Source organism: Enterobacter sp. KB-280D8 (genome assembly GCF_041399405.1).
In the GTDB taxonomy this organism is placed as follows: domain Bacteria; phylum Pseudomonadota; class Gammaproteobacteria; order Enterobacterales; family Enterobacteriaceae; genus Enterobacter; species Enterobacter cloacae_N.
Map to the genome: position 1 here is coordinate 203,881 of NZ_JBGKEC010000005.1, position 25,721 is coordinate 229,601.

Annotated in this window: 22 protein-coding genes and 5 tRNA genes; 20 read left to right on the forward strand and 7 right to left on the reverse strand. The window is 54.8% G+C overall.

Features of this window, described 5'->3' with window-relative positions:
- Nucleotides 1-34: 34 nt before the first annotated feature.
- From AB8818_RS16280 to AB8818_RS16295, 4 genes are all read right to left on the reverse strand, one after another.
- On the reverse strand, nt 35-973 hold the full coding sequence (locus AB8818_RS16280) for a sugar kinase (protein ID WP_192984074.1): 939 nt from the start codon (nt 971-973) through the stop codon (nt 35-37).
- 3 nt (nt 974-976) lie between these two features.
- Nucleotides 977-1,726 carry a sugar phosphate isomerase/epimerase gene (locus tag AB8818_RS16285; protein ID WP_163330054.1) on the reverse strand — a complete coding sequence of 250 codons (750 nt, stop codon included), beginning with the start codon at nt 1,724-1,726 and terminating at the stop codon, nt 977-979.
- Between the two features lie 103 nt (nt 1,727-1,829).
- On the reverse strand, nt 1,830-2,846 hold the full coding sequence (locus AB8818_RS16290; protein WP_116343076.1) for a LacI family DNA-binding transcriptional regulator: 1,017 nt from the start codon (nt 2,844-2,846) through the stop codon (nt 1,830-1,832).
- Between the two features lie 129 nt (nt 2,847-2,975).
- Nucleotides 2,976-3,638, reverse strand: a complete 663-nt coding sequence (locus tag AB8818_RS16295; RefSeq protein WP_008502762.1) for an OmpA family lipoprotein — start codon at nt 3,636-3,638, stop codon at nt 2,976-2,978.
- Between the two features lie 212 nt (nt 3,639-3,850).
- On the opposite strand from AB8818_RS16295, the gene AB8818_RS16300 reads away from it, so the two are divergent.
- Entirely contained in the window at nt 3,851-6,130 is a 2,280-nt protein-coding gene (locus tag AB8818_RS16300) for a molybdopterin guanine dinucleotide-containing S/N-oxide reductase (protein ID WP_255513068.1), read from the forward strand.
- Here the strand turns inward: AB8818_RS16300 and AB8818_RS16305 are convergent.
- Nucleotides 6,093-6,539 (reverse strand): N-acetyltransferase, encoded by a 447-nt coding sequence (locus AB8818_RS16305; RefSeq protein ID WP_116343081.1) that lies wholly within the window; start codon nt 6,537-6,539, stop codon nt 6,093-6,095. The genes AB8818_RS16300 and AB8818_RS16305 overlap by 38 nt on opposite strands.
- Entirely contained in the window at nt 6,517-7,098 is a 582-nt protein-coding gene (gene tag / locus AB8818_RS16310) for a DNA-3-methyladenine glycosylase I (RefSeq protein ID WP_116343083.1), read from the reverse strand. The genes AB8818_RS16305 and tag overlap by 23 nt, the downstream gene beginning before the upstream one ends.
- 162 nt (nt 7,099-7,260) lie before the next feature.
- Here tag and AB8818_RS16315 point away from each other — a divergent pair, with 162 nt between their 5' ends.
- The 14 genes from AB8818_RS16315 (at nt 7,261) to dppF (ending at nt 23,654) form a co-directional block, all read left to right on the forward strand.
- Nucleotides 7,261-7,959 (forward strand): autotransporter domain-containing protein, encoded by a 699-nt coding sequence (locus AB8818_RS16315; RefSeq protein WP_166709736.1) that lies wholly within the window; start codon nt 7,261-7,263, stop codon nt 7,957-7,959.
- A gap of 238 nt (nt 7,960-8,197) precedes the next feature.
- Nucleotides 8,198-9,400 (forward strand): MFS transporter, encoded by a 1,203-nt coding sequence (locus AB8818_RS16320; protein ID WP_163330056.1) that lies wholly within the window; start codon nt 8,198-8,200, stop codon nt 9,398-9,400.
- Between the two features lie 359 nt (nt 9,401-9,759).
- Nucleotides 9,760-10,284 carry a long polar fimbrial major subunit LpfA gene (gene lpfA, locus AB8818_RS16325; RefSeq protein WP_204320729.1) on the forward strand — a complete coding sequence of 175 codons (525 nt, stop codon included), beginning with the start codon at nt 9,760-9,762 and terminating at the stop codon, nt 10,282-10,284.
- A gap of 85 nt (nt 10,285-10,369) precedes the next feature.
- On the forward strand, nt 10,370-11,068 hold the full coding sequence (gene lpfB / locus AB8818_RS16330) for a long polar fimbrial biogenesis chaperone LpfB (protein ID WP_163330058.1): 699 nt from the start codon (nt 10,370-10,372) through the stop codon (nt 11,066-11,068).
- A gap of 22 nt (nt 11,069-11,090) precedes the next feature.
- Nucleotides 11,091-13,619, forward strand: coding sequence for an outer membrane usher protein LpfC (gene lpfC / locus AB8818_RS16335; protein ID WP_163330059.1), 2,529 nt, complete (start codon nt 11,091-11,093; stop codon nt 13,617-13,619).
- 17 nt (nt 13,620-13,636) lie between these two features.
- A complete protein-coding gene (lpfD, locus tag AB8818_RS16340) occupies nt 13,637-14,713 on the forward strand; it encodes a long polar fimbrial protein LpfD (protein WP_192984070.1) in 1,077 nt (358 codons plus the stop codon).
- A gap of 5 nt (nt 14,714-14,718) precedes the next feature.
- Complete coding sequence (gene lpfE / locus AB8818_RS16345; protein WP_163330061.1) at nt 14,719-15,246, forward strand: long polar fimbrial protein LpfE; 528 nt, start codon at nt 14,719-14,721, stop codon at nt 15,244-15,246.
- 220 nt (nt 15,247-15,466) lie between these two features.
- Nucleotides 15,467-17,161, forward strand: coding sequence for a kdo(2)-lipid A phosphoethanolamine 7''-transferase (gene eptB / locus AB8818_RS16350; RefSeq protein ID WP_192984068.1), 1,695 nt, complete (start codon nt 15,467-15,469; stop codon nt 17,159-17,161).
- A gap of 91 nt (nt 17,162-17,252) precedes the next feature.
- Nucleotides 17,253-17,329: transfer RNA gene (locus tag AB8818_RS16355), tRNA-Pro, on the forward strand.
- Between the two features lie 620 nt (nt 17,330-17,949).
- The gene (dppA, locus tag AB8818_RS16360) at nt 17,950-19,557 is read left to right on the forward strand and encodes a dipeptide ABC transporter periplasmic-binding protein DppA (RefSeq protein WP_080329898.1); all 1,608 of its coding nucleotides are present in this window, start codon (nt 17,950-17,952) and stop codon (nt 19,555-19,557) included.
- A gap of 161 nt (nt 19,558-19,718) precedes the next feature.
- Nucleotides 19,719-20,738: a dipeptide ABC transporter permease DppB gene (dppB, locus tag AB8818_RS16365; protein ID WP_028015092.1), complete on the forward strand. Its 1,020-nt coding sequence runs from the start codon at nt 19,719-19,721 to the stop codon at nt 20,736-20,738.
- A 9-nt stretch (nt 20,739-20,747) separates the two neighbouring features.
- A complete protein-coding gene (gene dppC / locus AB8818_RS16370) occupies nt 20,748-21,650 on the forward strand; it encodes a dipeptide ABC transporter permease DppC (protein ID WP_192984066.1) in 903 nt (300 codons plus the stop codon).
- A 10-nt stretch (nt 21,651-21,660) separates the two neighbouring features.
- Nucleotides 21,661-22,644 (forward strand): dipeptide ABC transporter ATP-binding protein, encoded by a 984-nt coding sequence (gene dppD, locus AB8818_RS16375; protein WP_008502772.1) that lies wholly within the window; start codon nt 21,661-21,663, stop codon nt 22,642-22,644.
- Nucleotides 22,641-23,654: a dipeptide ABC transporter ATP-binding subunit DppF gene (dppF, locus tag AB8818_RS16380; RefSeq protein ID WP_192984063.1), complete on the forward strand. Its 1,014-nt coding sequence runs from the start codon at nt 22,641-22,643 to the stop codon at nt 23,652-23,654. The genes dppD and dppF overlap by 4 nt, the downstream gene beginning before the upstream one ends.
- Nucleotides 23,655-23,697: 43 nt before the next feature.
- Here the strand turns inward: dppF and coaA are convergent, their stop codons facing one another.
- Entirely contained in the window at nt 23,698-24,648 is a 951-nt protein-coding gene (coaA, locus tag AB8818_RS16385) for a type I pantothenate kinase (RefSeq protein ID WP_032654569.1), read from the reverse strand.
- Nucleotides 24,649-24,965: 317 nt separating this feature from the next.
- Here coaA and AB8818_RS16390 point away from each other — a divergent pair.
- The 5 genes from AB8818_RS16390 to AB8818_RS16410 form a co-directional block, all read left to right on the forward strand.
- A tRNA-Thr gene (locus AB8818_RS16390) sits at nt 24,966-25,041 on the forward strand.
- A gap of 8 nt (nt 25,042-25,049) precedes the next feature.
- Nucleotides 25,050-25,134: transfer RNA gene (locus AB8818_RS16395), tRNA-Tyr, on the forward strand.
- Between the two features lie 117 nt (nt 25,135-25,251).
- Nucleotides 25,252-25,326, forward strand: a tRNA-Gly gene (locus tag AB8818_RS16400).
- Nucleotides 25,327-25,332: 6 nt separating this feature from the next.
- A tRNA-Thr gene (locus AB8818_RS16405) sits at nt 25,333-25,408 on the forward strand.
- A gap of 118 nt (nt 25,409-25,526) precedes the next feature.
- Nucleotides 25,527-25,721, forward strand: a 195-nt coding sequence (locus tag AB8818_RS16410) for a GTP-binding protein (RefSeq protein WP_004929415.1), incomplete at its 3' end; no start/stop codon positions are given.

The window sequence follows — 25,721 nt, forward strand, 5'->3', positions numbered from 1 at the left end:
CCCTCTGGGGAGAGGGTTAGGGTGAGGGGAATGTTTATTCGTTAAGCTCTGCTCGCGTTGGTAATCCTTCGCTGTCGCCCTGCACCTGAATGGCCAGCGAGCCAATCTTGTTGCCCCGCGCGACGGCCTGCTGCAGTGATTTGCCTTCCAGCAGCGCGCTAATAACGCCCACGGCAAAGCCATCGCCCGCGCCGACGGTGTCGACCACGTTCTCAACCTTCACCGCGGCGACCGCGCCCTGTTCACCATCGGCCGTCTTAAACCATGCGCCATCGGCACCGGTCTTCAGCACCACCGCTTTTACCCCTTGATTCAGGTAGAAATCGGCAATGCCTTCCGGCGTGCTTTCGCCGGTCAGGATCATCCCTTCTTTCAGGCCCGGCAGCACCCAGTCCGCCCGGAATGCCAGGCGGTTGAGCTTCTCGACCATTTCCGCTTCGCTTTTCCACAGAACCGGGCGCAGGTTCGGATCGAAAGAGATCGTTTTGCCCTGCGACTTCATGGTCGTTGCCGCATGGTCCAGCAGTTCATACGAGCTGGCAGAGAGCGCTGCCGCCACACCGCTCAGGTGCAGGTGGCGTGCGGAGGCGAAATAGTCGGCGTGGTAATCCGCCACAGAGAGGTGGCTTGCCGCCGATCCTTTACGGAAATACTCCACAATGGGATCGGTTCCATTTTCGACCTTAGATTTAAGCTGAAAGCCGGTAGGGAAGCGTCCATCAAGGGTGACACCTGCGGCATCAATACCCTCTTTTTTCAGTGAGTCGAGGACGAAATGGCCAAAGCTGTCGTCCCCCACGCGGCTGAGCCAGCCGACGTTCAGGCCGAGACGCGCCAGTCCGGTCGCGACGTTCAGCTCTGCGCCCGCCACGCGCTTGATAAAGTGCTCTACCGCGCTCAGTTCGCCCGTTTCAGTGGCGACAAACATCGCCATGGCTTCGCCGATCGTGATGACATCCAGCGTCTTGTGCATGGTTTACTCCTCGCGCAGCAGATTGACGTAATGGCGGGTAACGGCGGTTAAATCCGTCCCTTCCAGCGGGAACTCGATACCGCGCGGGGCATCGGCAGGCAGCTGGCCGAGCAGATCCAGCCAGCGCGCATCGGCGTGGTCAGGCGCCACGGCGCGGAAGTTATCTTTATGCGGCACGGCGGCTTTAACGTGGATATAGCTCACCGCAGGGGCCAGGCGACGCGCGGCCTCCTCAGGCGAATCGCCCACCCACAGCCAGTTGCCCATGTCGAAGGTCAGCGTGACGGGCAACGCCATTTCCCGACAGGCGGCCTGGAAGCGCTGCATCGGCGCGAGCTGACCGCAGTCGGTCTGATCGTTCTCCACGACCAGCGCCATACCGCTGGCATTCAGCAGGGCGCGCAGGGCGTCGAGAGGCTGCGCGTCGCGGAAATGACCCAGGGAAACCTTCAGCCACAGGGCGTTAAGGGTGCTGGCCTCAGAGAGGTAGCGGGTCAGGTCCGGGTTGAGGGTGCCGTCGGGCATAAACAGGGCTGCGGGGGCGGAGTAGCACGCCAGCAGGCCGAGCAGCTCAATGGATTCGCCCAGCGCAGGCAGCGCCAGCAGCTCTTCGCTGCTGAACAGTTCCCGGCGGATCTCCACGCCGTCTGCCCCTGCGCCTGCAATAACGGGAAGCATCGCCCGCTGACCGCCAGCCTGTCGCACCTGTTCCGCGCCGTACGCGGCGGTGACCACCATAATTTTCCTGCCCATCTTCGGACTCCATCGCAACATATCAATACTATTACGCTAGATGGAACCGGTTCCAAAGAAAAGGTCAGGATGTCGAATTTATGATCGCTATCACAAGGGGAAATTAACGGGCGGTGGAGCCGCGAACGATCAGCTCGCCGGAGAAGACCTGTTCGCGTACGGCATCGCTGGTGCCTTCAATACGACGAACCACTTGTTCTACAGCGGCATAGCCAATCTGCCAGGTGGGCTGTTTGAGGGTCGTGATACCAACGCCTGCCAGCTCCGCCCACTCCAGCTCATCAAAGCCCAGCAGACCGATGTCGCTGCCCCAGTGCAGGCCAATGCGCTTGAGGGAGCGGGCGACCTGCAGCGTCAGCGCCCCGTTGGCGGAGATAACGGCTTTGCGCATCCCGCGATGTCGGGTGTGGAACTGGCGCAGGGTATTGTCGAGCTGGTCGGCTTCGTGAAGCGGCGTTTCGGCATTTTCGGCGATGACGCCGGGATAACGTGCAAGCGTGGCGCGAAATGCCGCTAGGCGATCGCGTCGGGTATTTACCATGCCCAGCGGTTCGCTCAGGAACAGAATCGCCTCGAAGCCCTGTTCGATCAGGTGCTCGGTAGCGGTTGTGGCTGCCTGGGTGTTATCCAGCCCAACCACATCGCAGGCGAATTCCGGGATTTTACGATCGATAAGGACCATGGGCAGGGAGGATTGCTGCAGGCGGTTCAGGCCCTCTTCACGCATGCCTACCGCGTTAACCACAATTCCTTCGACCTGATAGCTGCGCAGCAGATCGAGATAGTGCAGCTCCTGGTCGACTTCATTATTGGTATTACAGACCAGCGGCGTGAAACCCTTCTCGCGACAGGCGGCCTCGATACCGCTGAGGACGTTGACGGAGTAGGGGTTGGTGATATCGGCGATGATAAGGCCAATCAGACGGGTGCGGCCGCGTTTGAGCCCGCGTGCCATAAGGCTGGGACGGTAGTCGAGATCGGCAATGGCCTGTTCAATACGCGCCAGCAGCGCATCGGACAGCAGGTGTTTCTCGCCGTTAAGGTAGCGCGAAATGCTGGTTTTACCGGTTTTGGCGGCTTTCGCCACGTCGCTGATGGTGGCCCGGGCTGGTTTGCTCATCGCTGATTTCCCTGAATTTAGTGAGAATACCTTAGCGGGAAAATCAACGATGGCAAGTGGTTCATGCCGGGGTGTGCGGTCTGATGCCCTCACCCCGACCCTCTCCCACGGGGAGAGGGGGAAATGCGATTACTGAATTGGACTCAACGTAATCTCTACACGACGGTTCTGCGCTTTGCCTTCCGCCGTGCTGTTGCTGGCGATAGGGTTGGCAGGGCCCATGCCGCTGGTGCGGATGCGGTTCGCTTCAACGCCCTGGGTAATCAGCGAGCTGGCCACGGAATCGGCGCGTTGCTGGGACAGGCGCATGTTCAGATCCTGGCTGCCGGTGCTGTCGGTGTAGCCAATCACGTTCACGGCTGTCTTGTTGTACTCTTTCAGCACCATTGCCACGCCGGTGAGGGTGTTCGCACCCGCGGGTTTCAGCGTTGCGCTGCTGCTGTCAAAGGTGACGTTGTTCGGCATGTTCAGGATGATGTTATCGCCGCTGCGGGTGACGCTCACCCCGGTTCCCTTCATTTTGTCGCGCAGTTTTGCTTCCTGTACGTCCATGTAATAACCAACGCCGCCGCCCAGAGCCGCGCCCGCCGCTGCGCCAATCAGCGCACCTTTACCGCGGTCTTTCTTGGAGGAGGAGAGCGCCCCAACGCCTGCGCCTACCAGCGAGCCGATGCCCGCGCCGATGCCGGATTTACCCGCTTCGCGCTCACCGGTGTAAGGGTTGGTTGTGCAGCCAGAAACAGCCAGTGCACCGCTCACCAGAGCGGCAATAACGAGTACGCGTTTTTTCATCTTCTTTCCTTAATCCTTTTTATTCTTTGCCACGGCGAGCGTGGCAGTTGATTATGACGTCCAGATACGGAGAAAATTCCGGGTATAACTCTGAAATTTGTGACAAACCATAAACGGCCTCACCGAGAAGGCCGTAAAACCTGCACGCAACCAGGAGCGCACGCTTGAGCACCTCAACAAAAACCATTCTGACCGCCGCCCACTGGGGGCCGATGCTGGTCGAAACCGATGGCGAAAATGTTCTGTCGTCCCGTGGGGCACTGCCAACACAACATCCCAACTCGTTACAGACCGTCGTTCGCGATCAGGTGCACAGCAAAACGCGCGTGCGCTGGCCGATGGTGCGTAAAGGTTTTCTGGCCTCGCCGGACAAGCCGCAGGGGATCCGTGGTCAGGATGAGTTTGTTCGCGTGAGCTGGGATGACGCGCTGGCGCTGATCCACGCCCAGCACAGGCGCATTCGCGACAGCTACGGGCCGTCGTCCATTTTCGCCGGCTCCTACGGCTGGCGTTCTAACGGCGTGCTGCATAAGGCCTCGACGTTGCTGCAGCGCTATATGAGCCTGGCGGGAGGCTATACCGGTCATCTGGGGGATTACTCCACCGGCGCGGCGCAGGCGATCATGCCGTACGTCGTGGGCGGGAACGAAGTGTACCAGCAGCAGACCAGCTGGCCGCTGGTGCTGGCGCATACCGACGTGGTGGTGCTGTGGAGCGCTAACCCCCTCAACACGCTGAAAATTGCCTGGAATGCCAGCGACGAGCAGGGCATTGGGTATTTCGACGCGCTGCGCAAAAGCGGCAAGCGCATCATCTGCATTGACCCAATGCGCTCTGAAACCATGGATTTCTTCGGCGACAGCGCCGAGTGGATTGCCCTGCATATGGGCACCGACGTGGCGATGATGCTGGGCATCGCCCATACGCTGTTGGAGAACGGCTGGCACGACCGCGATTTCCTCGCCCGCTGCACCTCTGGCTTCGACAAATTCGCCGACTACCTGACGGGCCAGTCCGATGGGGTAGTGAAAACGGCAGAGTGGGCCGCAGAAATTTGTGGCATTCCTGCCGCTAAAATCCGCGAACTGGCGGGGCTGTTCCATAAAAACACCACGATGTTAATGTCCGGCTGGGGGATGCAGCGCCAGCAGTTCGGCGAGCAGAAACACTGGATGCTGGTGACGCTTGCCGCAATGCTTGGACAGATTGGTACGCCGGGGGGCGGTTTTGGTCTTTCCTATCATTTTGCGAACGGCGGTAACCCAACGCGTAAAGCGGCGGTGCTGGCGTCCCTGCAAGGCTCGGTGCAGGGCGGCGTGGATGCCGTGGATAAAATTCCGGTGGCGCGGATCGTTGAAGCCCTGGAAAAGCCGGGCGGTTTTTATCAGCACAACGGTCTGGACCGCCACTTCCCGGACATTAAGTTTGTCTGGTGGGCGGGCGGGGCGAACTTTACGCACCACCAGGATACCAATCGCCTGATCCGCGCCTGGCAAAAGCCTGAGCTGGTGGTGATTTCCGAGTGCTTCTGGACCGCCTCGGCCAAACACGCCGATATCGTGCTGCCGGCGACCACGTCGTTTGAACGTAACGATCTCACCATGACCGGCGATTACAGCAACCAGCATATGGTACCGATGAAGCGCGTTGTGGCCCCGCGTGATGAAGCGCGTGATGATTTTGACGTATTTGCCGAACTGAGCGAGCTGTGGGAAGCGGGCGGTCGCGAGCGATTTACCGAAGGGAAAAATGACCTGCAGTGGCTGGAGAGTTTCTATCAGATCGCCGGGCAGCGCGGTGCGGCGCAGGGCGTGACGCTTCCGCCATTTGCTGAGTTCTGGGAGGCGAATCAGATTCTCGAAATGCCGGAAAGCGAACAGAACGCCCGGTTTGTCCGTTTCGCCGATTTCCGCCGGGACCCGGAAAACCATCCGCTAAAAACGGAGAGCGGCAAGATTGTGATCTACAGCGAGCGCATCGCCAGCTTTGGTTATGCTGATTGTCCGCCACACCCTTCGTGGCTGGAGCCGGACGAGTGGCACGGCAATGCGCTGCCTGAACAGCTCCAGATATTGTCTGCCCATCCCGCGCATCGTCTCCACAGCCAGCTTAACTACACTTCACTGCGCGAGCAGTATGCGGTTGCGGGGCGAGAGCCGATTACGCTGAATACTTTTGACGCGAAAGCCCGCGGGATTGCAGACGGCGACGTGGTGCGCGTCTGGAACTCGCGTGGACAGGTGCTGGCAGGAGCGGTGGTCAGCGACGGGATTAAGCCGGGCGTGATCTGTATTCACCAGGGGGCATGGCCCGACCTTGAGCCCGCCGAAGGCGGTATCTGTAAAAACGGGGCGGTTAACGTGCTGACCAAAGATCTCCCCAGCTCGAAGCTGGGGAACGGTTGCGCGGGGAACACGGCGCTGGCCTGGGTCGAGAAATATGAGGGGCCCGAGCTTACCTTAACGGCGTTTGATCCGCCTGCCAGCTCATGATCCACGTCGGATGCTGAGTATCATCTTGCCAGGCGCTGTCTTCGATGCGAAAGCCCTGAGCATGATAGAAATTCACCGCCCGGACGTTTTTCTGATACACCTCCAGGCTTAAGTGCGGGAAGCGCTGTTGAACATGGTTCAGCAGCGCGCGTCCAATACCGTGCCCGATATACGCAGGCGTAACGAACAGCGCCCCCACAAACTGCGACTGTATGACGCTGATAAACCCGCGCGGCGCGCCTTCTTCTTCCCACACCCAGGTTTCTGCCGCGGGCAGGTAGACCTCCCGCACCATGGCTTCATTCTCTTGCCAGTAGCTCGCGCTAATAAACGGGTGCGCCTCGGTGGTGCTTTCAAGCCACAGGCTCATGAGCGGATCGGCATTTTCACTTTGCCATTTGCGGATCATGTTGCCTCCCCGGATGACAGAAGCAGCCGGTGACATGGTCGTTGACCAGTCCACAGGCCTGCATAAAGGCGTAGCAGATGGTGGAGCCGACAAACTTAAAGCCGCGTTTTTTCAGCGCTTTAGAGAGCGCGTCCGACGCAGGCGTGGACGCCGGGATCTCCGCCAGCGTGGCGGCCTGCGTGATTTGCGGATCGTTATTCACGAACGACCAGACAAACGCTGAGAACGGTTCGCCGTTTTGTTCCATCGCCAGCCAGGCGCGGGCGTTGCCGATGATGGCCTGGATTTTACCGCGATGGCGGATGATACCGGCATCCTGCACCAGCCGTTCTACGTCATCTTCGGTCATGGCGGCGACGGCAACGGGATCGAACTGGTGGAAGGCGTTGCGGTAGTTTTCGCGTTTCTTCAGTACCGTAATCCATGATAATCCTGCCTGCTGGCCCTCCAGGCAGATCATCTCAAAGAGTTTTTTGCCATCCGTCTCCGGTATGCCCCATTCCCGATCGTGATAGTCGATATAAAGCTGATCCTGGCTAACCCAACCGCAACGTTCCATTCGTCCTCTCCCTTATTGATACTGATTTCGCAAAAATTTCGTTCTGACTGGCTTGACGTGTTTACTATAAAGACAATAGTTAATACAGGGCCATATGCTCTCTCAAGTCTTCCTGAATAACGACAAATATCGCCGAATTCGGCTCTCTCTGGGGTCGCTTTGATGATGATAAAAAAAATCAGTGGTCGCCATGCCGCTTCTGGTCTGGTGGGGATTTCAGCCTGCCTGTTGTTGTGTAATACAGCATCTGCCTGGCAACAGGAATATATCGTTTCAGACGCCCAAAATAATACGGCTGAACGCTATACATGGGACGCGGATCACCAACCGCGTTACGAGGATATTCTGGCTGAGCGAATTCAGTCTTCCCAAAATTCGCCGGGGCTGGCCCTGGCTCTGCCATCTGGTGCTAAAACGGAAGCGGCGATGAGTGTAGGCTGGAATTTTCCGGTTTCGTCGCATGTAACCACCGGTCCGGTGATGGCCTGGCGGTATGACGGCTCTACGCCGATGATGATCAATGAGTTTGGTGATAGCGCGACGACGCAGACGCTCGCCGATCCGCTCTGGCATGCCAGCGTGAGTACGCTAGGCTGGCGCGTGAATACCCAGTACGGCGATCTTCGTCCCTGGGCACAGATTAGCTATAACCAGCAGTTTGGTGAAAACCAGTGGAAATCGCAGTTTGGCATGCCTCAAACGCCAGCCCCTGTTCAAAGCGGTAACTGGATGGACGTCACCGTGGGAACAGACATTCCGTTTAATACGCACATGGCGGCCTATGCGTCGCTGGCTCAGGGGGAACGCACCACCACTGGTGAGGAGTTTCTGTATACCCTGGGGGTGAGCGCGAATTTTTAGTATTGTTACTTTTTTAAACGTTACGATAACATCTTAAAAACAATGACCACAGGCTTTGCAGCGATAGCAGGTACTAACCTGCCATCGCTTTCTTCCCCGGCAAGGTCATTCATTCCCGATTCCAGGCATTTCATTCCGTTCTTCCTGCATTTCATGACGTTTTACCCCATCGGTATTAAGGTTTTGTTTATCGTTGTCCTCAGCGAATTCCCTTAATTTCTGTTGCAGGACAACGGCCATGAACACATCAACCTATAACCGTACGCGCTGGCTCACGCTCTTCGGCACCATCGTTACCCAGTTCGCGCTGGGATCGGTCTATACCTGGAGCCTGTTTAACAGCGCGCTTTCCGACAAACTCGACGCCCCGGTCAGCCAGGTAGCGTTCTCCTTCGGCCTGCTGAGCCTGGGTCTGGCGATTTCGTCTTCCGTCGCGGGCAAGCTGCAGGAGCGTTTTGGCGTGAAGCGTGTGACCATGGCGTCCGGCATACTGCTGGGGCTGGGCTTTTTCCTGACGGCGCATTCCAGCAACCTGATGATGCTGTGGCTGAGCGCCGGCGTGCTGGTGGGGCTGGCCGACGGTGCAGGTTACCTGCTGACGCTGTCGAACTGCGTGAAGTGGTTCCCGGAGCGTAAAGGCTTAATCTCCGCGTTCGCCATCGGCTCCTATGGCCTGGGCAGCCTCGGCTTTAAATTTATCGACTCCCAACTGCTGGCATCCGTTGGCCTCGAAAAAACGTTTATGATCTGGGGCGCAATCGTCCTGGTGATGATCCTGTTTGGCGCTACGCTGATGAAAGATGCCCCGCAGCAGGAAGTGAAATCCGTTAACGGCGTGGTGGAGAACGATTTCACCCTCGCGCAGTCCATGCGTAAGCCGCAGTACTGGATGCTGGCGGTGATGTTCCTGACGGCCTGCATGAGCGGTCTGTATGTTATCGGTGTGGCGAAAGATATTGCTCAGGGGATGGTAAAACTGGATGCCGCGACGGCGGCGAATGCGGTGACGGTCATCTCCATTGCCAACCTCTCGGGTCGCCTGGTGCTCGGTATTCTGTCTGACAAAATTGCCCGCATCCGCGTGATTACGATTGGGCAGGTGGTTTCGCTGGTAGGAATGGCGGCATTGCTGTTTGCACCACTGAATGAAGCGACCTTCTTTGCGGCGATTGCCTGCGTGGCCTTTAATTTCGGCGGCACCATTACCGTCTTCCCGTCGCTGGTGAGCGAGTTCTTTGGCCTGAACAACCTGGCGAAAAACTACGGTGTCATTTATCTCGGCTTCGGTATCGGCAGTATTTGCGGTTCGCTGATTGCTTCCCTGTTCGGCGGGTTCTACGTGACCTTCTGTGTGATATTTGCCTTGCTGATTATTTCCCTGGCGCTGTCAACCACGATTCGCCAGCCGCAGCGAGAAATATTTAAAGAAGTGCATGCATAACGAACGTTTGACATGCCAGACAACAAAGCGCCCATCGGGCGCTTTTTTCGATTTAGCACAAATGAATAATTAATTCTCACCCGAGAAACGTTAAATAAGAAGGATCATCCATTTTACTGATCTATAGATTGTCAAAATCAATATATAAATTATATTGATTTATTCCTAATAAAAGAGCGGCTTGTACGGGCTGTCTTATATCTTTATGAATTTACTTAGTTTTAATTTTGACTAAAGATTAGCTTTATTTATTCTAATTTTAAAATCTAAATTCCCGTCTATATACTCCATTTCCTCACAGAATGCAGGTTATTCCTAAGGATGCGTTCTGTCATCTACCGTCATAAATGGAGTTTTTAATGAAAAAGGTTATTTTTGCACTGTCTGCTCTCGCTGTAGTTTCCACTTCCGCTTTTGCTGCTGAATCCGGTGACGGCACCGTTCGATTCAGCGGTGAAATCGTTGACGCGCCATGCGTAATTTCTACTGACTCTCAGAACCAGGAAGTTGTGCTGGGCCAGGTTAAGAAATCTGTCTTCAAAGCGGTTGGCGACAAATCTGTTTCCACTCCTTTCCAGATCAAACTGGAAGACTGCGACATCACCACTAAAACCAAAGTTAACGTGAGCTTCACCGGCGTTGCAGATGCAGACGACGCGAAACTGGTTTCTGTTAACACCGAAGCTGGTTCTGCGACTGGCGTGGGCATCGGTATCTACGACAACGCTAACAAAGCGGTTGATATGAACACCGGTAAATCCACCACCACGCTGGCTGCTGGTCAGACCGTGCTGTACTACACCGCTAACTACGTTGCGACCAAAGCCGCTGTAACCACCGGTTACGGTAACGCAGAAGTAGACTTCAACCTGTCCTACGAATAATCGACTTTTCGTTAGTAGAAGACAATCACAATGGCAACGGAAACCCCGTTGCCATTTTTTCCAGCGGAGTCTCAGGGAGAGAAGCATGAACCGCTTACGTTTGATATCTTGCGCAGCACTGGCGCTGGCGCTGATTTCACAAAACAGTTTTGCAGGCGGCGTGGCATTAAGCAGCACGCGCGTTATTTATGACGGCAGCAGAAAGGAAGCTTCTCTGACGGTCAATAACAAAAGCACCACGGATGAATTCCTTATTCAGTCATGGATTGATGATGCCAACGGTAATAAAAAGACGCCGTTTATCATCACCCCACCTTTATTTAAATTAAGCCCGACGAAAAATAACGTCTTACGTATTGTGAATACCGCTAATACGTTACCGCAGGATCGCGAGTCCGTTTACTGGGTTAACGTGAAAGCGATTCCAGCCAAAAGTGAAAATGCGGAAGGTAAAAACGTACTGCAGATTGCCGTGCGTACCCGCTTAAAACTGTTCTATCGCCCTGCTGGCCTGAAAGGCAACAGCATGGACGGCTGGAGCAAACTGAAGTTTACCAGCGCAGGGGCTAACCAGATCAAAGTTGAAAACCCATCTGCCTTTAACCTCACTTTTAATAAATTTTATGCCAATGGCCGTGCTGTTGAAAAAGCGGGTATGGTTCCGGCAAAAGGCTCGTTGAATATTGAACTGCCAGCCGGCACCGGCAAGGTAAACGAAGTCAAATACAACATTATTAATGACTTCGGTACGGCTGGCGACATGCTGACTCAGCGCGTTAATTAATACGTTTTGAAGGTTTATTACTATGCCATGGACGCATCTTCCTCAGGTCAATAAGACCCCGCGTTTCCCCCTGTCCGCGCTTGCGCTGATGGTTGCGGGCACGCTCCCCGCGTATGCGGGAACATTTAACCCGCGCTTTCTGGAAGATGTGCCGGGTATTGACCAGCACGTTGACCTTTCAATGTATGAATCCAGTAAAGCCGAACAGCTGCCGGGTAAATACCGCGTGTCGGTGGTGGTCAACGATAAAAAAATGGAGTCTCGCACCCTGGAGTTTAAGGCGGCGACCGAAGCGCAGCGCGCAAAAATGGGTGAAAGCCTGGTGCCGTGCTTAAGCCGCGTGCAGCTTGAGGACATGGGCGTGCGTATTGACAGCTTCCCGGCGCTGAAAATGGCACCGCCGGAAGCGTGCGTGGCCTTTGAAAACATTATTCCTCAGGCCGCCAGCCATTTCAATTTTGCAGACCAGACGCTGATCATGAGCTTCCCGCAGGCCGCGATGAAGCAGACGGCGCGTGGTACGGTACCGGAATCCCAGTGGGACGAAGGGGTGAATGCCCTGCTGCTGGACTATAACTTCTCCGGTAGCAACGCCAGCTATGACGCGCACGACAGTGAAACCAGTTACAACAGCGACAGCTACTATCTGAACCTGCGCAGCGGTATGAACCTGGGCGCGTGGCGTTTACGTAACTACAGCACCTGGACACGAAACGATGGCAACAACAAATGGGATAACATCGGCACCTCGTTAAGCCGTGCCATTGTGCCGCTGAAATCACAGCTGACGCTGGGGGATACCTCAACGTCCGGTGATATTTTTGACAGCATTCAGATGCGCGGCGCACAGCTAACCTCCGACGAAGAGATGCTGCCTGACAGCCAGCGTGGGTTTGCGCCGGTGATCCGCGGTATTGCCAAAAGTAACGCCGAAGTGACCGTTGAGCAGAATAACTACGTTATCTACCGTACGTTTGTTCAGCCGGGTGCGTTTGAAATTAATGACCTGTACCCAACCTCAAACAGCGGTGACCTGACGGTCACTATTAAAGAAGCGGATGGCAGCGAGCAGAAGTTCGTACAGCCGTTCTCCGCGGTGGCGATCCTCCAGCGTGAAGGTCATCTGAAATACAGCCTCTCTGCAGGGGAATACCGTGCCGGTAACTATGACAGCGCCGAGCCGAAGTTCTGGCAGCTGGATGCCATGTACGGTCTGCCGTACGGCGTTACCGTTTACGGTGGTTCGATCTTCTCCGACGACTATTACTCGCTGGCGGGTGGTTTAGGTAAAAACTTCGGTTACATCGGTGCGGTATCCATCGACGTGACCCAGGCGAAAAGCAACCTGGCTAACGATGAAAGTTCGGAAGGTCAGTCCTACCGCTTCCTCTACTCCAAGAGCTTTAACAGCGGTACCGATTTCCGTCTGCTGGGTTACAAGTATTCGACCAGCGGCTACTACACCTTCCAGGAAGCGACGGATGTACGCAGCGATGCGGACAGTTCGTATAGCCAGTACCACAAACGTAGCCAGATTCAGGGCAACGTGACGCAGCAGTTGGGCACCTGGGGTTCGGTCTATTTTAACGTCACGCAGCAGGACTACTGGAACGATGAAGGTAAACAGCGCTCGCTGAACGCCGGTTATAACGGGCGTATTGGACGCGTGAACTACAGCGTAGCCTACACCTGGACGAAAAGCCCGGAGTGGGATGAGAGCGACCGTCTGCTGTCATTCTCCATGTCGATTCCGCTGGGACGCATGTGGAGTAACTACCACCTCACGACAGATCAGCATGGCCGCACCACCCAGCAGCTGGGCGTGAGCGGTAGTGCTTTGGAAGACCGCAACCTGAACTATAGCGTGCAGGAAGGGTACGGTAGTAACGGTGTGGGTAATAGCGGCAGCGTGAACCTGGATTATCAGGGCGGCGTGGGGAGTGCCAGCTTGGGTTACAACTACAACCGCGACGGCCAGCAGGTGAACTACGGTCTGCGCGGCGGCGTGATTGCCCACAGCGAAGGCATTACGCTTTCTCAGCCGCTGGGCGAGTCGATGGCCATTATCTCCGCGCCGGGCGCGCGCGGTGCGCACGTCATCAACAACGGCGGTGTGGAAGTGGACTGGATGGGGAACGCGGTCGTGCCTTACCTCACTCCGTACCGTGAAACGGAAGTCTCACTGCGAAGCGACAGTCTCAACAACCGGGTTGATCTGGATACGGCCTCCGTCAACGTGGTGCCAACGCGCGGCGCGATTGTCCGGGCTCGCTTCGATACCCGCGTGGGCTACCGCGTGCTGATGAATCTGACTCAGCCTGACGGCAAAGCGGTACCGTTTGGTGCAACCGCCACGCTTCTGGACACTAAAAAAGAGTCCAGCAGCATCGTCGGGGAAGACGGACAGCTCTATATCAGCGGAATGCCAGAGAAAGGCGCGCTGCAGGTGAATTGGGGCAAAGGCCAGGCACAGCAATGCCGCGTGGCGTTTACGCTCCCGGAACAACAGGATAATGCCGGAGTGGTGATGGCGAATGCCGTCTGTCGGTAACAGGGAAGGATTTTACTATGTTTAAAAAGCTTACGATGATTGCTGGCCTGCTGGGCGGGTCAGCGCTGTTTTCCGGCCAGGTGCTGGCGGCGGCGGATTGGGGGCCATGCACACCGGATGGGGGTACGCACAACTTTAATGCATTAATCAATCAAACGATTACTGATACAACAATGAATGTTGCTGGCGGAACTCTTCCTGATTTTTATTCCTGGAATTTAGGTACTAGCTATCAGGCTAGTTGCCAATGTGCACCTGGAGTAGACAACAAAGAGTTTAATTACTTTAAAGCTGTTTCTCCTCTACCTGCTGGATATAACAATGGGTCTTTAGAATATTACACACTAAATTCCAATATCGATATTTTGACATCCGTATATATATCTGGTGGTGTACGGGAGTACCGAACGGTTCCGTTTGAAAATGTATCGAATGAAGTCTATTCACATGATGATTGTGATGATGGCTCTGGGCCTAAAACTGCTTGGACTTCAGGCAGTATGGGGCAGCTGTCTATGTATATTACACATCCGTTCGTTGGATCGCTTACAATCCCTTCGACGAAAATCGTTGACATATATGCGACGATGAAGAAAGGTGTGTATGGCTCTATACCGATATCGTCTGTTTATTTAAGTGGTAACATTGTCGTCCCTCAGGGGTGCGAACTCTCCAGCGGCAGTACCCTGGAAATACCATTTGGTGAATTTAAGGCCAGCGATTTTAAAGATCGCAAAGGGCAAATTGCTAAGAACGCCACGAAATTTACCAAAGAGTTGCAGTTTAAATGCACCAATATTTCCGATGGCGTAAAGATTTTCCTGCATATCGAGGGGATGCCAAACGCGAATGATTCGAACGCCATTGATATGGGCAACCCGGATATCGGCGCGGTGATTGAAGGGGCTAATGGTAAAATTCTGGTACCTAATGACACCAGCGTTAATCAGGAGATGAGCGTATCCGCGCTGGTCGATGATACGCACCGTACCGCCTCAACGACCATTTCGGCCTACCCGATAAGTACCACCGGTAAATTGCCGGCCGCGGGGGAGTTCGAAGGGATTGCCACCATGCGTATTGATGTGGAGTAAGCAGGATGAAAACCATGTATGCGTTTATGCCAGCATGTTTGCTGCTCACGGCCTCAGCGATGGCAGCCCCGACGAATATCGGTTCAGCAGGCGATATCCACTTCACCATTACCATTAAGGCGGCAACCTGTGAGCTGGAAAGTGACAATATTGATGTCAATATGGATACCGTGGTGCTCCAGCGGCCGGTGAGAGTGGGTAAAGAGCTGAACCAGAAAAGCTTCAGCATTGGCTTAAAAGATTGTGCCTACGCCACGAAGGCCTACGTCACGATGGACGGTACGGCAGACGCCACCAACCCATCGCTCTTTGCCCTGGATAGCGGTGGCGCGACCGGCGTGGCGTTGAAAATCCAGAGCTCTGGCGGTGTGCAGCAGTATCCCTCCAGTACGGACAGCACGCCCGTGGAGCACACCGTCTGGTTTGATGGGACGAACAAGCTGAACTATATCGCCAGCTATGTGCCTGTTAAATCTGATGCCACCGTAGGCACGGCGAATGCGACGGTGAATTTTAGCGTCGCATACGAGTAATCACAGAGGGCCAGTTTGCTGGCCCTTTTCCATTTTTACTGATTTTTTGTAAAAATCTTCATCGATCACACTCTCTGCTGCCACTTTTTTTCCCCGCTGTGGTCTACTTATCGCGCTTGTGGACGTTTCTGATAACGGTTTCTCTCGCATCTACTTACTCTGTCTGCTTTCTCGATGAGATTCGGCGGGTCTTTATACCCCTTCCCCCAGGGTTGTTTGCATGAAATATATTAGGTCTCTTACCCAGCAAAGATTATGTCTGATGCTGGCTGTCTATATCGGTTTGTTTCTGAATGGCGCGGTGCTGTTCAGAAGAGTGGAAGGCTATTTTGAACACCTCACCGTAAGAAATGGAATTTTTGCCGCGATTGAAGTGTTTGGCTCTGTTCTCGCTACCTTCTTCCTGTTGCGTCTGCTCTCGCTCTTTGGCCGACGTACCTGGCAAATTCTGGCCTCGCTGGTGGTGATTATTTCCGCCGCTGCAAGCTATTACATGACATTCATGAACGTGGTGATTGGCTACGGCATCGTTGCCTCGGTGATGACCACGGATATCGACCTCTCGAAAGAGGTGGTAGGAAAAGGCTTTATCGTCTGGACGGTATTAACCTGCCTGATACCGCTCTTCTTTATCTGGAGTAATACCTGCCGCTATACCCTGTTACGCCAGCTGCGTACGCGGGAGCAACGTATCCGCAACGTCGTCGTCGTTCTGCTGGCGGGTCTGCTGGTGTGGGCGCCGATTCGTTTGATGGAAAAACAGCAAAAACGTATCGAAAAAGCGACGGGTGTGGATATGCCAAGCTATGGCGGCGTAGTGGCGAACTCCTATTTGCCGTCTAACTGGCTGTCAGCGTTAGGTCTGTATGCCTGGGCACAGGCGGACGAATCCAGTGATGTGAAATCCTTGATGAACCCGACCAAAAAATTTACCTATCAGGCGCCTGCTGACGGGCTGGATGATACTTACGTGGTCTTTGTCATCGGTGAAACGACGCGCTGGGATCATATGGGTATTCTCGGCTATGACCGTGATACCACGCCAAAACTGGCGCAGGAAAAGAACCTGGTGGCCTATCGGGGTTACTCCTGCGATACCGCAACGAAGCTCTCGCTGCGCTGTATGTTTGTGCGTGAAGGCGGGGCAAGCGATAACCCACAGCGCACGCTGAAAGAGCAAAACGTCTTTGCCGTGCTGAAGCAGCTTGGATTTAGCGCTGACCTGTTCGCCATGCAGAGTGAGATGTGGTTCTACACCAACACGCTGGCAGATAACATCGCGTACCGTGAGCAGATTGGCGCCGAGCCGCGTAACCGGGGCAAAAACGTTGATGACATGCTACTGCTGGAAGAGATGTCGCAATCTCTGAAGAACCATCCGAAAGGTAAGCATCTTGTCATTCTTCATACCAAAGGGTCGCACTACAGCTATTACCAGCGCTATACCCGTGATTTCGCGAAGTGGAAACCGGAGTGCGTTGGCATTAATAAAGATTGCAGCAAGCAGGAGCTGATCAACGCCTACGATAACTCCGTTCTGTATGTGGATACGTTCCTGAGCCGCGTAATCGACCAGCTGCGTGATAAAAAAGCGATTGTTATCTACGCCGCAGACCACGGTGAGTCCATCAACGAGAAAGAGCATCTGCACGGTACACCGCGTAAGCTGGCGCCGCCGGAGCAGTTCCGCGTGCCGATGATCATGTGGATGTCCGATAAGTATCTGGAGAATCCTGATAAGGCGAAAATGTTTGCCCATCTGAAACAGCAGGCAGAAATCAAGGTACCTCGCCGTCACGTTGAATTGTACGACACCATTATGGGGTGTCTCGGCTATACCTCACCAAACGGTGGGATTAACGAAAACAACAACTGGTGTAAACTCCATGATAACACCGCAAAAGCCGCGCAGTAGCAGCTCTGGCGAGAATATCGCCAGTTGAATGGCTTTTTGAAAATAAGGGATTGACGGGGGCGTACCTCAGCAGTAAGATGCGCTCCGCATTCGGCGAGTAGCGCAGCTTGGTAGCGCAACTGGTTTGGGACCAGTGGGTCGGAGGTTCGAATCCTCTCTCGCCGACCACATTCTGAAAAGGGCTAACCGCAAGGTTAGCCCTTTTTGCATTATGACCTTATCCTGTCAGAGTATCCAAAACGCCCCTTAGACCTGCTTCTTCCTGCCTGTTAACGATTTTGTGACATAATCCATTGTATTTTTTTATATATAGATTGATCTTTTTTCGCGTTGCTTATGGATAACCTCAGCATTTTTCGCTGTGCGTTTTAACGTTCGCGGTATTTAGTGCTCAGATAATCACCATTCTGCAAGAAAATTTACCCATTCTGAATAAAAGTTAATCACTGATTGTTGCGAAATATGAAGATAGTTGTGCTGCAAGTTGGCGAGTAGCATAAATTTCCCTGCTGAAAACTGGCGTTCAGGGTTTTTTTAATCTTTGTTTGCGGTTTCTCACACTCAGCGCAAATCCCCGTCACCTGTATTGACGTTTTCACATTCTGTTGACAGATTGTAGGGCATGAGGGGCATTTCAGGGACGATCTGCGCTGCAACTCAAACGCTCTTCTGAAAGGATTCTCCATCCCTTTAACGCCTTCGGGCACCTCCGACCGGACCGGGTAAAAAATAAATAAAGGTCTGGCGGCGTAACACAACAAAGCAAAACATCACATTGGAGCAGAATAATGAGTATTTCCTTGAAGAAGTCAGGGATGCTGAAGCTTGGTCTGAGCCTGGTGGCTATGACCGTGGCAGCAAGCGTACAGGCAAAAACCCTGGTTTACTGTTCTGAAGGCTCGCCGGAAGGCTTTAACCCACAGCTCTTTACCTCTGGTACGACTTACGACGCAAGCTCTGTACCGATCTATAACCGTCTGGTTGAATTCAAAACCGGCACCACGGAAGTGATTCCGGGTCTGGCCGAGAAGTGGGACATCAGCGAAGACGGTAAAACCTATACCTTCCACCTGCGCCAGGGCGTGAAGTGGCAGGACAGCAAAGAATTCAAACCAACGCGCGACTTTAACGCCGACGACGTTGTGTTCTCCTTCGACCGTCAGAAAAACGCGCAGAACCCGTACCATAAAGTGTCTGGCGGCAGCTACGAATACTTCGAAGGGATGGGTCTGCCGGACCTGATCGCCGAAGTGAAAAAAGTGGACGATAAAACCGTTCAGTTCGTACTGACGCGCCCGGAAGCGCCATTCCTGGCTGACCTGGCCATGGACTTCGCCTCTATTCTCTCTAAAGAGTATGCGGATAACATGCTGAAAGCCGGCACGCCGGAAAAAGTGGACCTGAACCCAATCGGTACCGGTCCGTTCCAGCTGCTGCAGTACCAGAAAGACTCCCGTATTCTGTATAAAGCCTTCCCGGGCTACTGGGGCACCAAGCCGCAGATCGACCGTCTGGTCTTCTCCATTACGCCTGATGCGTCCGTTCGTTATGCAAAACTGCAGAAAAACGAATGCCAGGTTATGCCGTACCCGAACCCGGCTGACATCGCGCGCATGAAGCAGGATAAAAACATCAACCTGCTGGAGCAGGCGGGCCTGAACGTGGGCTATCTCTCCTTCAACACCGAGAAGAAACCGTTTGATGACGTGAAAGTGCGTCAGGCGCTGACCTACGCGGTGAACAAAGAAGCGATCATCAAAGCCGTTTACCAGGGCGCGGGCGTTGCGGCCAAAAACCTGATCCCGCCAACCATGTGGGGCTATAACGACGACGTTAAAGACTACAGCTACGATCCTGAAAAAGCGAAAGCGCTGCTGAAAGAAGCGGGTCAGGATAAAGGCTTTACCGTTGAGCTGTGGGCGATGCCTGTTCAGCGTCCGTACAACCCGAACGCCCGCCGTATGGCGGAAATGGTTCAGGCTGACTGGGCGAAGATTGGCGTTCAGGCCAAGATTGTGACCTACGAGTGGGGCGAGTATCTGAAGCGCGCCAAAGCGGGTGAGCACCAGGCGGTGATGATGGGCTGGACCGGTGACAACGGGGATCCGGACAACTTCTTCGCTACCCTGTTCAGCTGCGCGGCGGCGAAAGACGGTTCTAACTACTCTCGCTGGTGCTACAAGCCGTTTGAAGACCTGATCCAGCCGGCGCGTGCCACCGACGATCACAACAAACGTATTGAACTCTACAAGCAGGCTCAGGTTGTTATGCACGATCAGGCTCCGGCGCTGATTGTTGCTCACTCCACCGTGTATGAGCCAGTGCGTAAAGAAGTGAAGGGCTACGTGGTTGATCCACTGGGCAAACACCACTTCGAAAACGTATCGGTTGAATAATAAGTAGGGTGTTCTCCCTCTCCCTGTGGGAGAGGGCAGGGATGAGGGGCGTGCATGCATCCCCTCACCCTAACCCTCTCCCGAAGGGAGAGGGAATTTACATTTGTGAGCAATACAGACGTCACGCCACTGGTCGTGCGTCATCAGAGAGAATCCGGGTTATGTTGCAGTTCATCCTCCGACGTCTGGGACTTGTTATCCCGACGTTTATCGGTATCACCCTTCTCACTTTTGCCTTCGTTCATATGATCCCCGGCGACCCGGTAATGATTATGGCGGGCGAGCGTGGTATCTCCCCTGAACGTCATGCGCAGCTGCTGGCTGAACTCGGCCTTGATAAGCCGATGTGGCAGCAGTACCTCCACTATATCTGGGGCGTGATGCACGGTGACTTGGGGATTTCGTTAAAAAGCCGTCTTCCGGTGTGGGACGAGTTCGTGCCGCGTTTTAAAGCGACGCTGGAGCTTGGCATCTGCGCCATGATTTTTGCCACTGCGGTGGGTATTCCTGTTGGGGTACTGGCTGCCGTTAAGCGTGGCTCTATTTTCGACCATACCGCCGTGGGCCTGGCGCTGACCGGTTACTCCATGCCTATTTTCTGGTGGGGCATGATGCTGATCATGCTGGTCTCGGTGCAATTGAACCTGACGCCGGTCTCCGGGCGCGTCAGCGATATGGTCTTCCTTGATGATACCAACCCGTTAACCGGCTTTATGCTGATCGACACGGCCATCTGGGGTGAGGAGGGTAACTTCATTGATGCCGTCGCGCACATGATCCTGCCTGCCATGGTGCTGGGCACCATTCCTCTGGCAGTGATCGTGCGTATGACCCGTTCCTCCATGCTGGAAGTGCTGGGCGAGGATTACATTCGTACCGCACGCGCTAAAGGGTTAACCCGGATGCGCGTCATCATTGTCCACGCGCTGCGTAACGCCATGCTGCCGGTGGTGACCGTTATCGGCCTCCAGGTGGGTACGCTGCTGGCGGGAGCGATCCTGACCGAAACCATCTTCTCCTGGCCGGGCCTCGGACGCTGGCTGATTGATGCGCTGCAACGCCGCGACTATCCGGTGGTGCAGGGCGGGGTGCTGCTGGTCGCGACGATGATTATCCTCGTCAACCTGCTGGTCGATTTGCTGTACGGCGTGGTGAACCCGCGTATTCGTCATAAGAAGTAAGGGGCCATCATGTCACAGGTTTCTGAAAACAAAGCTGTTGCTGCACCGGTTCCGATGACGCCGCTGCAGGAGTTCTGGCACTACTTCAAGCGCAATAAAGGCGCGGTAGTCGGGCTGGTGTATGTCACCATCATGATCCTGATTGCGGTGTTTGCAAACGTGCTTGCGCCGTATAACCCGGCGGATCAGTTCCGCGATGCGCTGCTGGCTCCCCCTGCCTGGCAGGACGGCGGTAGCCTGGCGCACCTGCTGGGTACCGATGATGTGGGCCGCGACGTGCTGTCGCGTCTGATGTACGGCGCGCGTCTGTCGCTGCTGGTTGGCTGCCTGGTGGTGGTGCTCTCCCTGATTATGGGGATCGTACTCGGTCTGGTTGCCGGTTACTTCGGCGGCATCGTTGATAACATCATCATGCGTGTTGTCGACATCATGCTGGCGCTGCCAAGCCTGCTGCTGGCCCTGGTGCTGGTGGCGATCTTCGGTCCGTCGATCGGTAACGCCGCGCTTGCGCTGACCTTCGTGGCGCTCCCTCACTACGTACGTTTAACCCGTGCGGCGGTGCTGGTGGAAGTGAACCGCGATTATGTCACCGCGTCTCGCGTGGCGGGTGCGGGTGCGATGCGCCAGATGTTCGTAAATATCTTCCCTAACTGCCTTGCGCCGCTGATTGTTCAGGCGTCGCTCGGTTTCTCTAACGCCATTCTTGATATGGCCGCTCTTGGCTTCCTGGGCATGGGTGCGCAGCCGCCAACACCGGAGTGGGGCACCATGCTCTCCGACGTGTTGCAGTTCGCACAAAGCGCCTGGTGGGTTGTCACCTTCCCGGGTCTGGCAATCCTGCTGACGGTGCTGGCATTTAACCTGATGGGTGATGGTCTGCGTGATGCGCTTGATCCCAAACTGAAGCAGTAAGAGGCACGAGATGGCGTTATTAAATGTAGATAAATTATCGGTGCACTTCGGCGACGAAGGCACCCCGTTTCGCGCCGTGGACCGCATCAGCTACAGCGTAAATCAGGGCGAAGTGGTTGGCATTGTCGGGGAGTCCGGTTCCGGTAAGTCGGTGAGTTCACTGGCGATCATGGGGCTGATTGATTACCCGGGCCGCGTGATGGCGGAAAACCTGCAGTTCAACGGTCAGGACCTGAAGCGCATTTCTGAGAAACAGCGCCGCCAGCTGGTGGGCGCCGAAGTAGCAATGATCTTCCAGGACCCGATGACCAGCCTGAACCCGTGTTACACGGTCGGTTTCCAGATTATGGAAGCGATTAAGGTGCACCAGGGCGGTAACAAGAAAACCCGTCGCCAGCGCGCGATCGACCTGCTGAATCAGGTCGGTATCCCTGATCCGGCATCGCGCCTGGACGTTTACCCGCACCAGCTCTCCGGAGGGATGAGCCAGCGCGTGATGATCGCCATGGCGATTGCCTGTCGGCCAAAGCTGCTGATTGCGGATGAACCGACAACGGCGCTGGATGTGACCATTCAGGCGCAAATCATCGAGCTGCTGCTGGAGCTGCAGCAGAAAGAGAACATGGCGCTGGTGCTGATTACGCACGATCTGGCGCTGGTGGCCGAAGCCGCGCACAAAATCATCGTGATGTATGCCGGCCAGGTGGTCGAGACCGGTAATTCGCACGATATCTTCCGCGCGCCGCGTCACCCGTATACGCAGGCGCTGCTGCGTGCGTTGCCGGAGTTTGCCCAGGATAAAGCGCGGCTGGCGTCGCTGCCTGGTGTGGTACCGGGTAAATATGACCGACCGCAGGGCTGTCTGCTCAATCCGCGTTGTCCGTACGCGACGGATAAGTGCCGGGCGGAAGAGCCAGAGCTAAACCAGCTTGCTGACGGCCGCCAGTCGAAATGTCACTACCCACTCGATGATGCCGGGAGGCCAACACTATGAATACGCAACAGGCCACCACGCAACAGCCGCTGTTGCAGGCCATCGACCTGAAAAAACACTATCCGGTTAAAAAGGGGATTTTTGCCCCTGAACGCCTGGTGAAGGCGCTGGACGGCGTCTCCTTTACCCTCGAACGCGGTAAAACGCTGGCGGTGGTGGGGGAGTCAGGCTGCGGTAAGTCCACGCTCGGTCGTCTGCTGACGATGATTGAAGTGCCGACCGGCGGTGAGCTCTATTATCAGGGGCAGGATCTGCTCAAGCACGATCCGCAGGCGCAGAAGCTGCGTCGCCAGAAAATCCAGATTGTGTTCCAGAACCCGTACGGTTCTCTGAACCCGCGTAAAAAAGTGGGACAGATTCTGGAAGAGCCGCTGCTGATTAACAGCAATCTGAGTAAAGAGCAACGCCGTGAAAAAGCCCTGGCGATGATGGCGAAGGTCGGCCTCAAAACCGAGCATTACGATCGCTACCCGCATATGTTCTCCGGCGGTCAGCGTCAGCGTATCGCTATTGCCCGCGGTCTGATGCTTGACCCGGACGTGGTGATTGCCGATGAGCCGGTTTCGGCGCTCGACGTCTCCGTACGCGCGCAGGTGCTGAACCTGATGATGGATCTCCAGCAGGAGCTGGGGCTCTCTTACGTGTTCATCTCCCACGACCTGTCGGTGGTGGAGCACATCGCTGACGAAGTGATGGTGATGTATCTGGGGCGCTGCGTGGAGAAGGGGACCAAAGATCAGATCTTTAATAACCCTCGTCACCCGTACACCCAGGCACTGCTGTCTGCCACGCCGCGTCTGAACCCGGACGATCGTCGTGAGCGCATTAAGCTGACGGGTGAACTGCCTAGTCCGCTGAATCCACCTCCGGGATGTGCATTCAACGCCCGGTGCAGCCGTCGCTTTGGCCCGTGCACCCAGCTCCAGCCGCAGCTGAAGGAGTATGGCGGGCAGCTGGTTGCCTGCTTCGCGGTCGATCAGGATGAAAACGGCGAGAAGCCCCATGCATAAAGTAAAAAACCGGCGTTAAGCCGGTTTTTTTATGTCTGCCTGGCTATTTCCGCAGGCGAATCTGGTCGACGGCGTGCTTCTCGCTCTTGGTGAGGATCAGGCTCGCACGCTCGCGCGTCGGCAGGATGTTCTCTTTGAGGTTCACGTAGTTGATCTCATTCCACAGCCCCGTCGCCACATTAATCGCTTCTTCTTCAGAAAGCTGGGCGTAGTGGTGGAAATAGGAGTCCGGGTCGGTGAATGCCCCTTCACGGAACTTCAGGAAGCGGTTGATATACCAGTTCTGCAGCAGGTCTTCCGGCGCATCAACATAGATAGAGAAATCGACGAAATCCGAAACGAACACATGATGCGGGTCATGTGGATAATCCATTCCGCTTTGCAGCACGTTCAAACCTTCAAGAATCAGGATGTCCGGCTGGACTACCGTTTTATCCCCATCCGGGATGCGGTCGTAGATCAGGTGTGAATAGACCGGCGCCGTGACGTGAGGCACGCCAGATTTCAGGTCAGAGACAAATTTCACCAGACGGTGCATATCATAAGAGAGCGGGAAGCCCTTCTTCTTCATCAGCCCGCGTTCTTTTAATACTTCGTTCGGGTGCAGGAAGCCGTCGGTCGTGATCAACTCAACGCTGCGGTGTTCCGGCCAGCGGCTCAATAACGCCTGCAGTACGCGTGCGGTGGTGCTTTTACCCACGGCCACGCTGCCTGCAATGCTAATGATATAAGGAATGCGCTGACCGTTCGTGCCGAGGAACTGCTCCAGCACCGCCTGACGGCGCAGGTTGGAGCTGATATAGAAGTTAAGCAAGCGAGAGAGGGGGAGATAAATTTCTGCCACCTCTTCCAGGGACAGATCTTCGTTTATCCCTTTTAACCGTGCGATTTCACCTTCCGTCAGCGTCATAGGGACGGAATCACGCAGGGCAGCCCACTGGCTGCGGTTAAAGTGAAGATAAGGCGTCATTAACGTTTGCTCTTTTTTGCTCATAAGCATGCTTCAGTGAGCCAGCGCTATGCTGCCGGGACGTGGCTCATCACACAGTTAATTTTGGACAATGGGCAGGAGGTTAACACCAGATGGCAGGAATAATAAGAAAAAAGATGGAAAGCGCTGCGTTACGCGGAAGCCGTCACGCTACGGTGTATACCGTGCAAAACACCCTTTCATGTTGATTATTTGACCGTGGATGACTACTTTTACAGCGCTTAGTGCGCTGTTCGCATAAAATGTGAGCGAAAGAACGTTTTATGCAAATTTTTAGTTGCATGACCGCGCAGGTATCCATAGAATGCGCGCTACTTGATGCCGACTTAGCTCAGTAGGTAGAGCAACTGACTTGTAATCAGTAGGTCACCAGTTCGATTCCGGTAGTCGGCACCATCAAGTCCGGTGGGGTTCCCGAGCGGCCAAAGGGAGCAGACTGTAAATCTGCCGTCACAGACTTCGAAGGTTCGAATCCTTCCCCCACCACCACTTTCTGGCAGCGTAAATGCCGCCGGAGCTGGTTGGAAAAATTAGCCAGCTCAAACTGAAAAAGAGAGAAATCTCTTTTTTTGTTACAGAAAGAACTGGGTAGCCGAGTTTCAGGATGCGGGCATCGTATAATGGCTATTACCTCAGCCTTCCAAGCTGATGATGCGGGTTCGATTCCCGCTGCCCGCTCCAATACGTGCTGATATGGCTCAGTTGGTAGAGCGCACCCTTGGTAAGGGTGAGGTCCCCAGTTCGACTCTGGGTATCAGCACCACTTCACTTCTCCTTCCCGTTTCTCTCTGTTTCAATTTTACTGTATTCAACAATTCGGGCATTTCGCCTGGTTGATGTGGTGATATCACCGATTTATCCGTGTCTTAGAGGGACAATCGATGTCTAAAGAAAAGTTTGAACGTACAAAACCGCACGTTAACGTCGGTACTATCGGCCACGTTGACCATGGTAAAACAACGCTGACCGCTGCAATCACTACCGTTCTGGCAAAAACCTACGGTGGTTCTGCTCGTGCATTCGACCAGATCGATAACGCACCAGAAGAAAAAGCTCGTGGTATCACCATCAACACC

Bases quoted from the DNA above. Each gene is read 5' to 3' on its own strand.
- AB8818_RS16305 (WP_116343081.1), bottom strand. From the start codon at position 6,539: ATGATCCGCAAATGGCAAAGTGAAAATGCCGATCCGCTCATGAGCCTG.
- AB8818_RS16290 (WP_116343076.1), bottom strand. From the start codon at position 2,846: ATGAGCAAACCAGCCCGGGCCACCATCAGCGACGTGGCGAAAGCCGCC.
- dppC (WP_192984066.1), top strand. From the start codon at position 20,748: ATGTCACAGGTTTCTGAAAACAAAGCTGTTGCTGCACCGGTTCCGATG.
- lpfA (WP_204320729.1), top strand. From the start codon at position 9,760: ATGAAAAAGGTTATTTTTGCACTGTCTGCTCTCGCTGTAGTTTCCACT.
- dppB (WP_028015092.1), top strand. From the start codon at position 19,719: ATGTTGCAGTTCATCCTCCGACGTCTGGGACTTGTTATCCCGACGTTT.
- eptB (WP_192984068.1), top strand. From the start codon at position 15,467: ATGAAATATATTAGGTCTCTTACCCAGCAAAGATTATGTCTGATGCTG.
- lpfE (WP_163330061.1), top strand. From the start codon at position 14,719: ATGAAAACCATGTATGCGTTTATGCCAGCATGTTTGCTGCTCACGGCC.
- lpfB (WP_163330058.1), top strand. From the start codon at position 10,370: ATGAACCGCTTACGTTTGATATCTTGCGCAGCACTGGCGCTGGCGCTG.
- lpfD (WP_192984070.1), top strand. From the start codon at position 13,637: ATGTTTAAAAAGCTTACGATGATTGCTGGCCTGCTGGGCGGGTCAGCG.
- AB8818_RS16280 (WP_192984074.1), bottom strand. From the start codon at position 973: ATGCACAAGACGCTGGATGTCATCACGATCGGCGAAGCCATGGCGATG.
- dppD (WP_008502772.1), top strand. From the start codon at position 21,661: ATGGCGTTATTAAATGTAGATAAATTATCGGTGCACTTCGGCGACGAA.
- AB8818_RS16285 (WP_163330054.1), bottom strand. From the start codon at position 1,726: ATGGGCAGGAAAATTATGGTGGTCACCGCCGCGTACGGCGCGGAACAG.
- AB8818_RS16315 (WP_166709736.1), top strand. From the start codon at position 7,261: ATGATGATAAAAAAAATCAGTGGTCGCCATGCCGCTTCTGGTCTGGTG.
- AB8818_RS16295 (WP_008502762.1), bottom strand. From the start codon at position 3,638: ATGAAAAAACGCGTACTCGTTATTGCCGCTCTGGTGAGCGGTGCACTG.
- AB8818_RS16320 (WP_163330056.1), top strand. From the start codon at position 8,198: ATGAACACATCAACCTATAACCGTACGCGCTGGCTCACGCTCTTCGGC.
- tag (WP_116343083.1), bottom strand. From the start codon at position 7,098: ATGGAACGTTGCGGTTGGGTTAGCCAGGATCAGCTTTATATCGACTAT.
- lpfC (WP_163330059.1), top strand. From the start codon at position 11,091: ATGCCATGGACGCATCTTCCTCAGGTCAATAAGACCCCGCGTTTCCCC.
- coaA (WP_032654569.1), bottom strand. From the start codon at position 24,648: ATGAGCAAAAAAGAGCAAACGTTAATGACGCCTTATCTTCACTTTAAC.
- dppA (WP_080329898.1), top strand. From the start codon at position 17,950: ATGAGTATTTCCTTGAAGAAGTCAGGGATGCTGAAGCTTGGTCTGAGC.
- AB8818_RS16300 (WP_255513068.1), top strand. From the start codon at position 3,851: ATGCTGGTCGAAACCGATGGCGAAAATGTTCTGTCGTCCCGTGGGGCA.
- dppF (WP_192984063.1), top strand. From the start codon at position 22,641: ATGAATACGCAACAGGCCACCACGCAACAGCCGCTGTTGCAGGCCATC.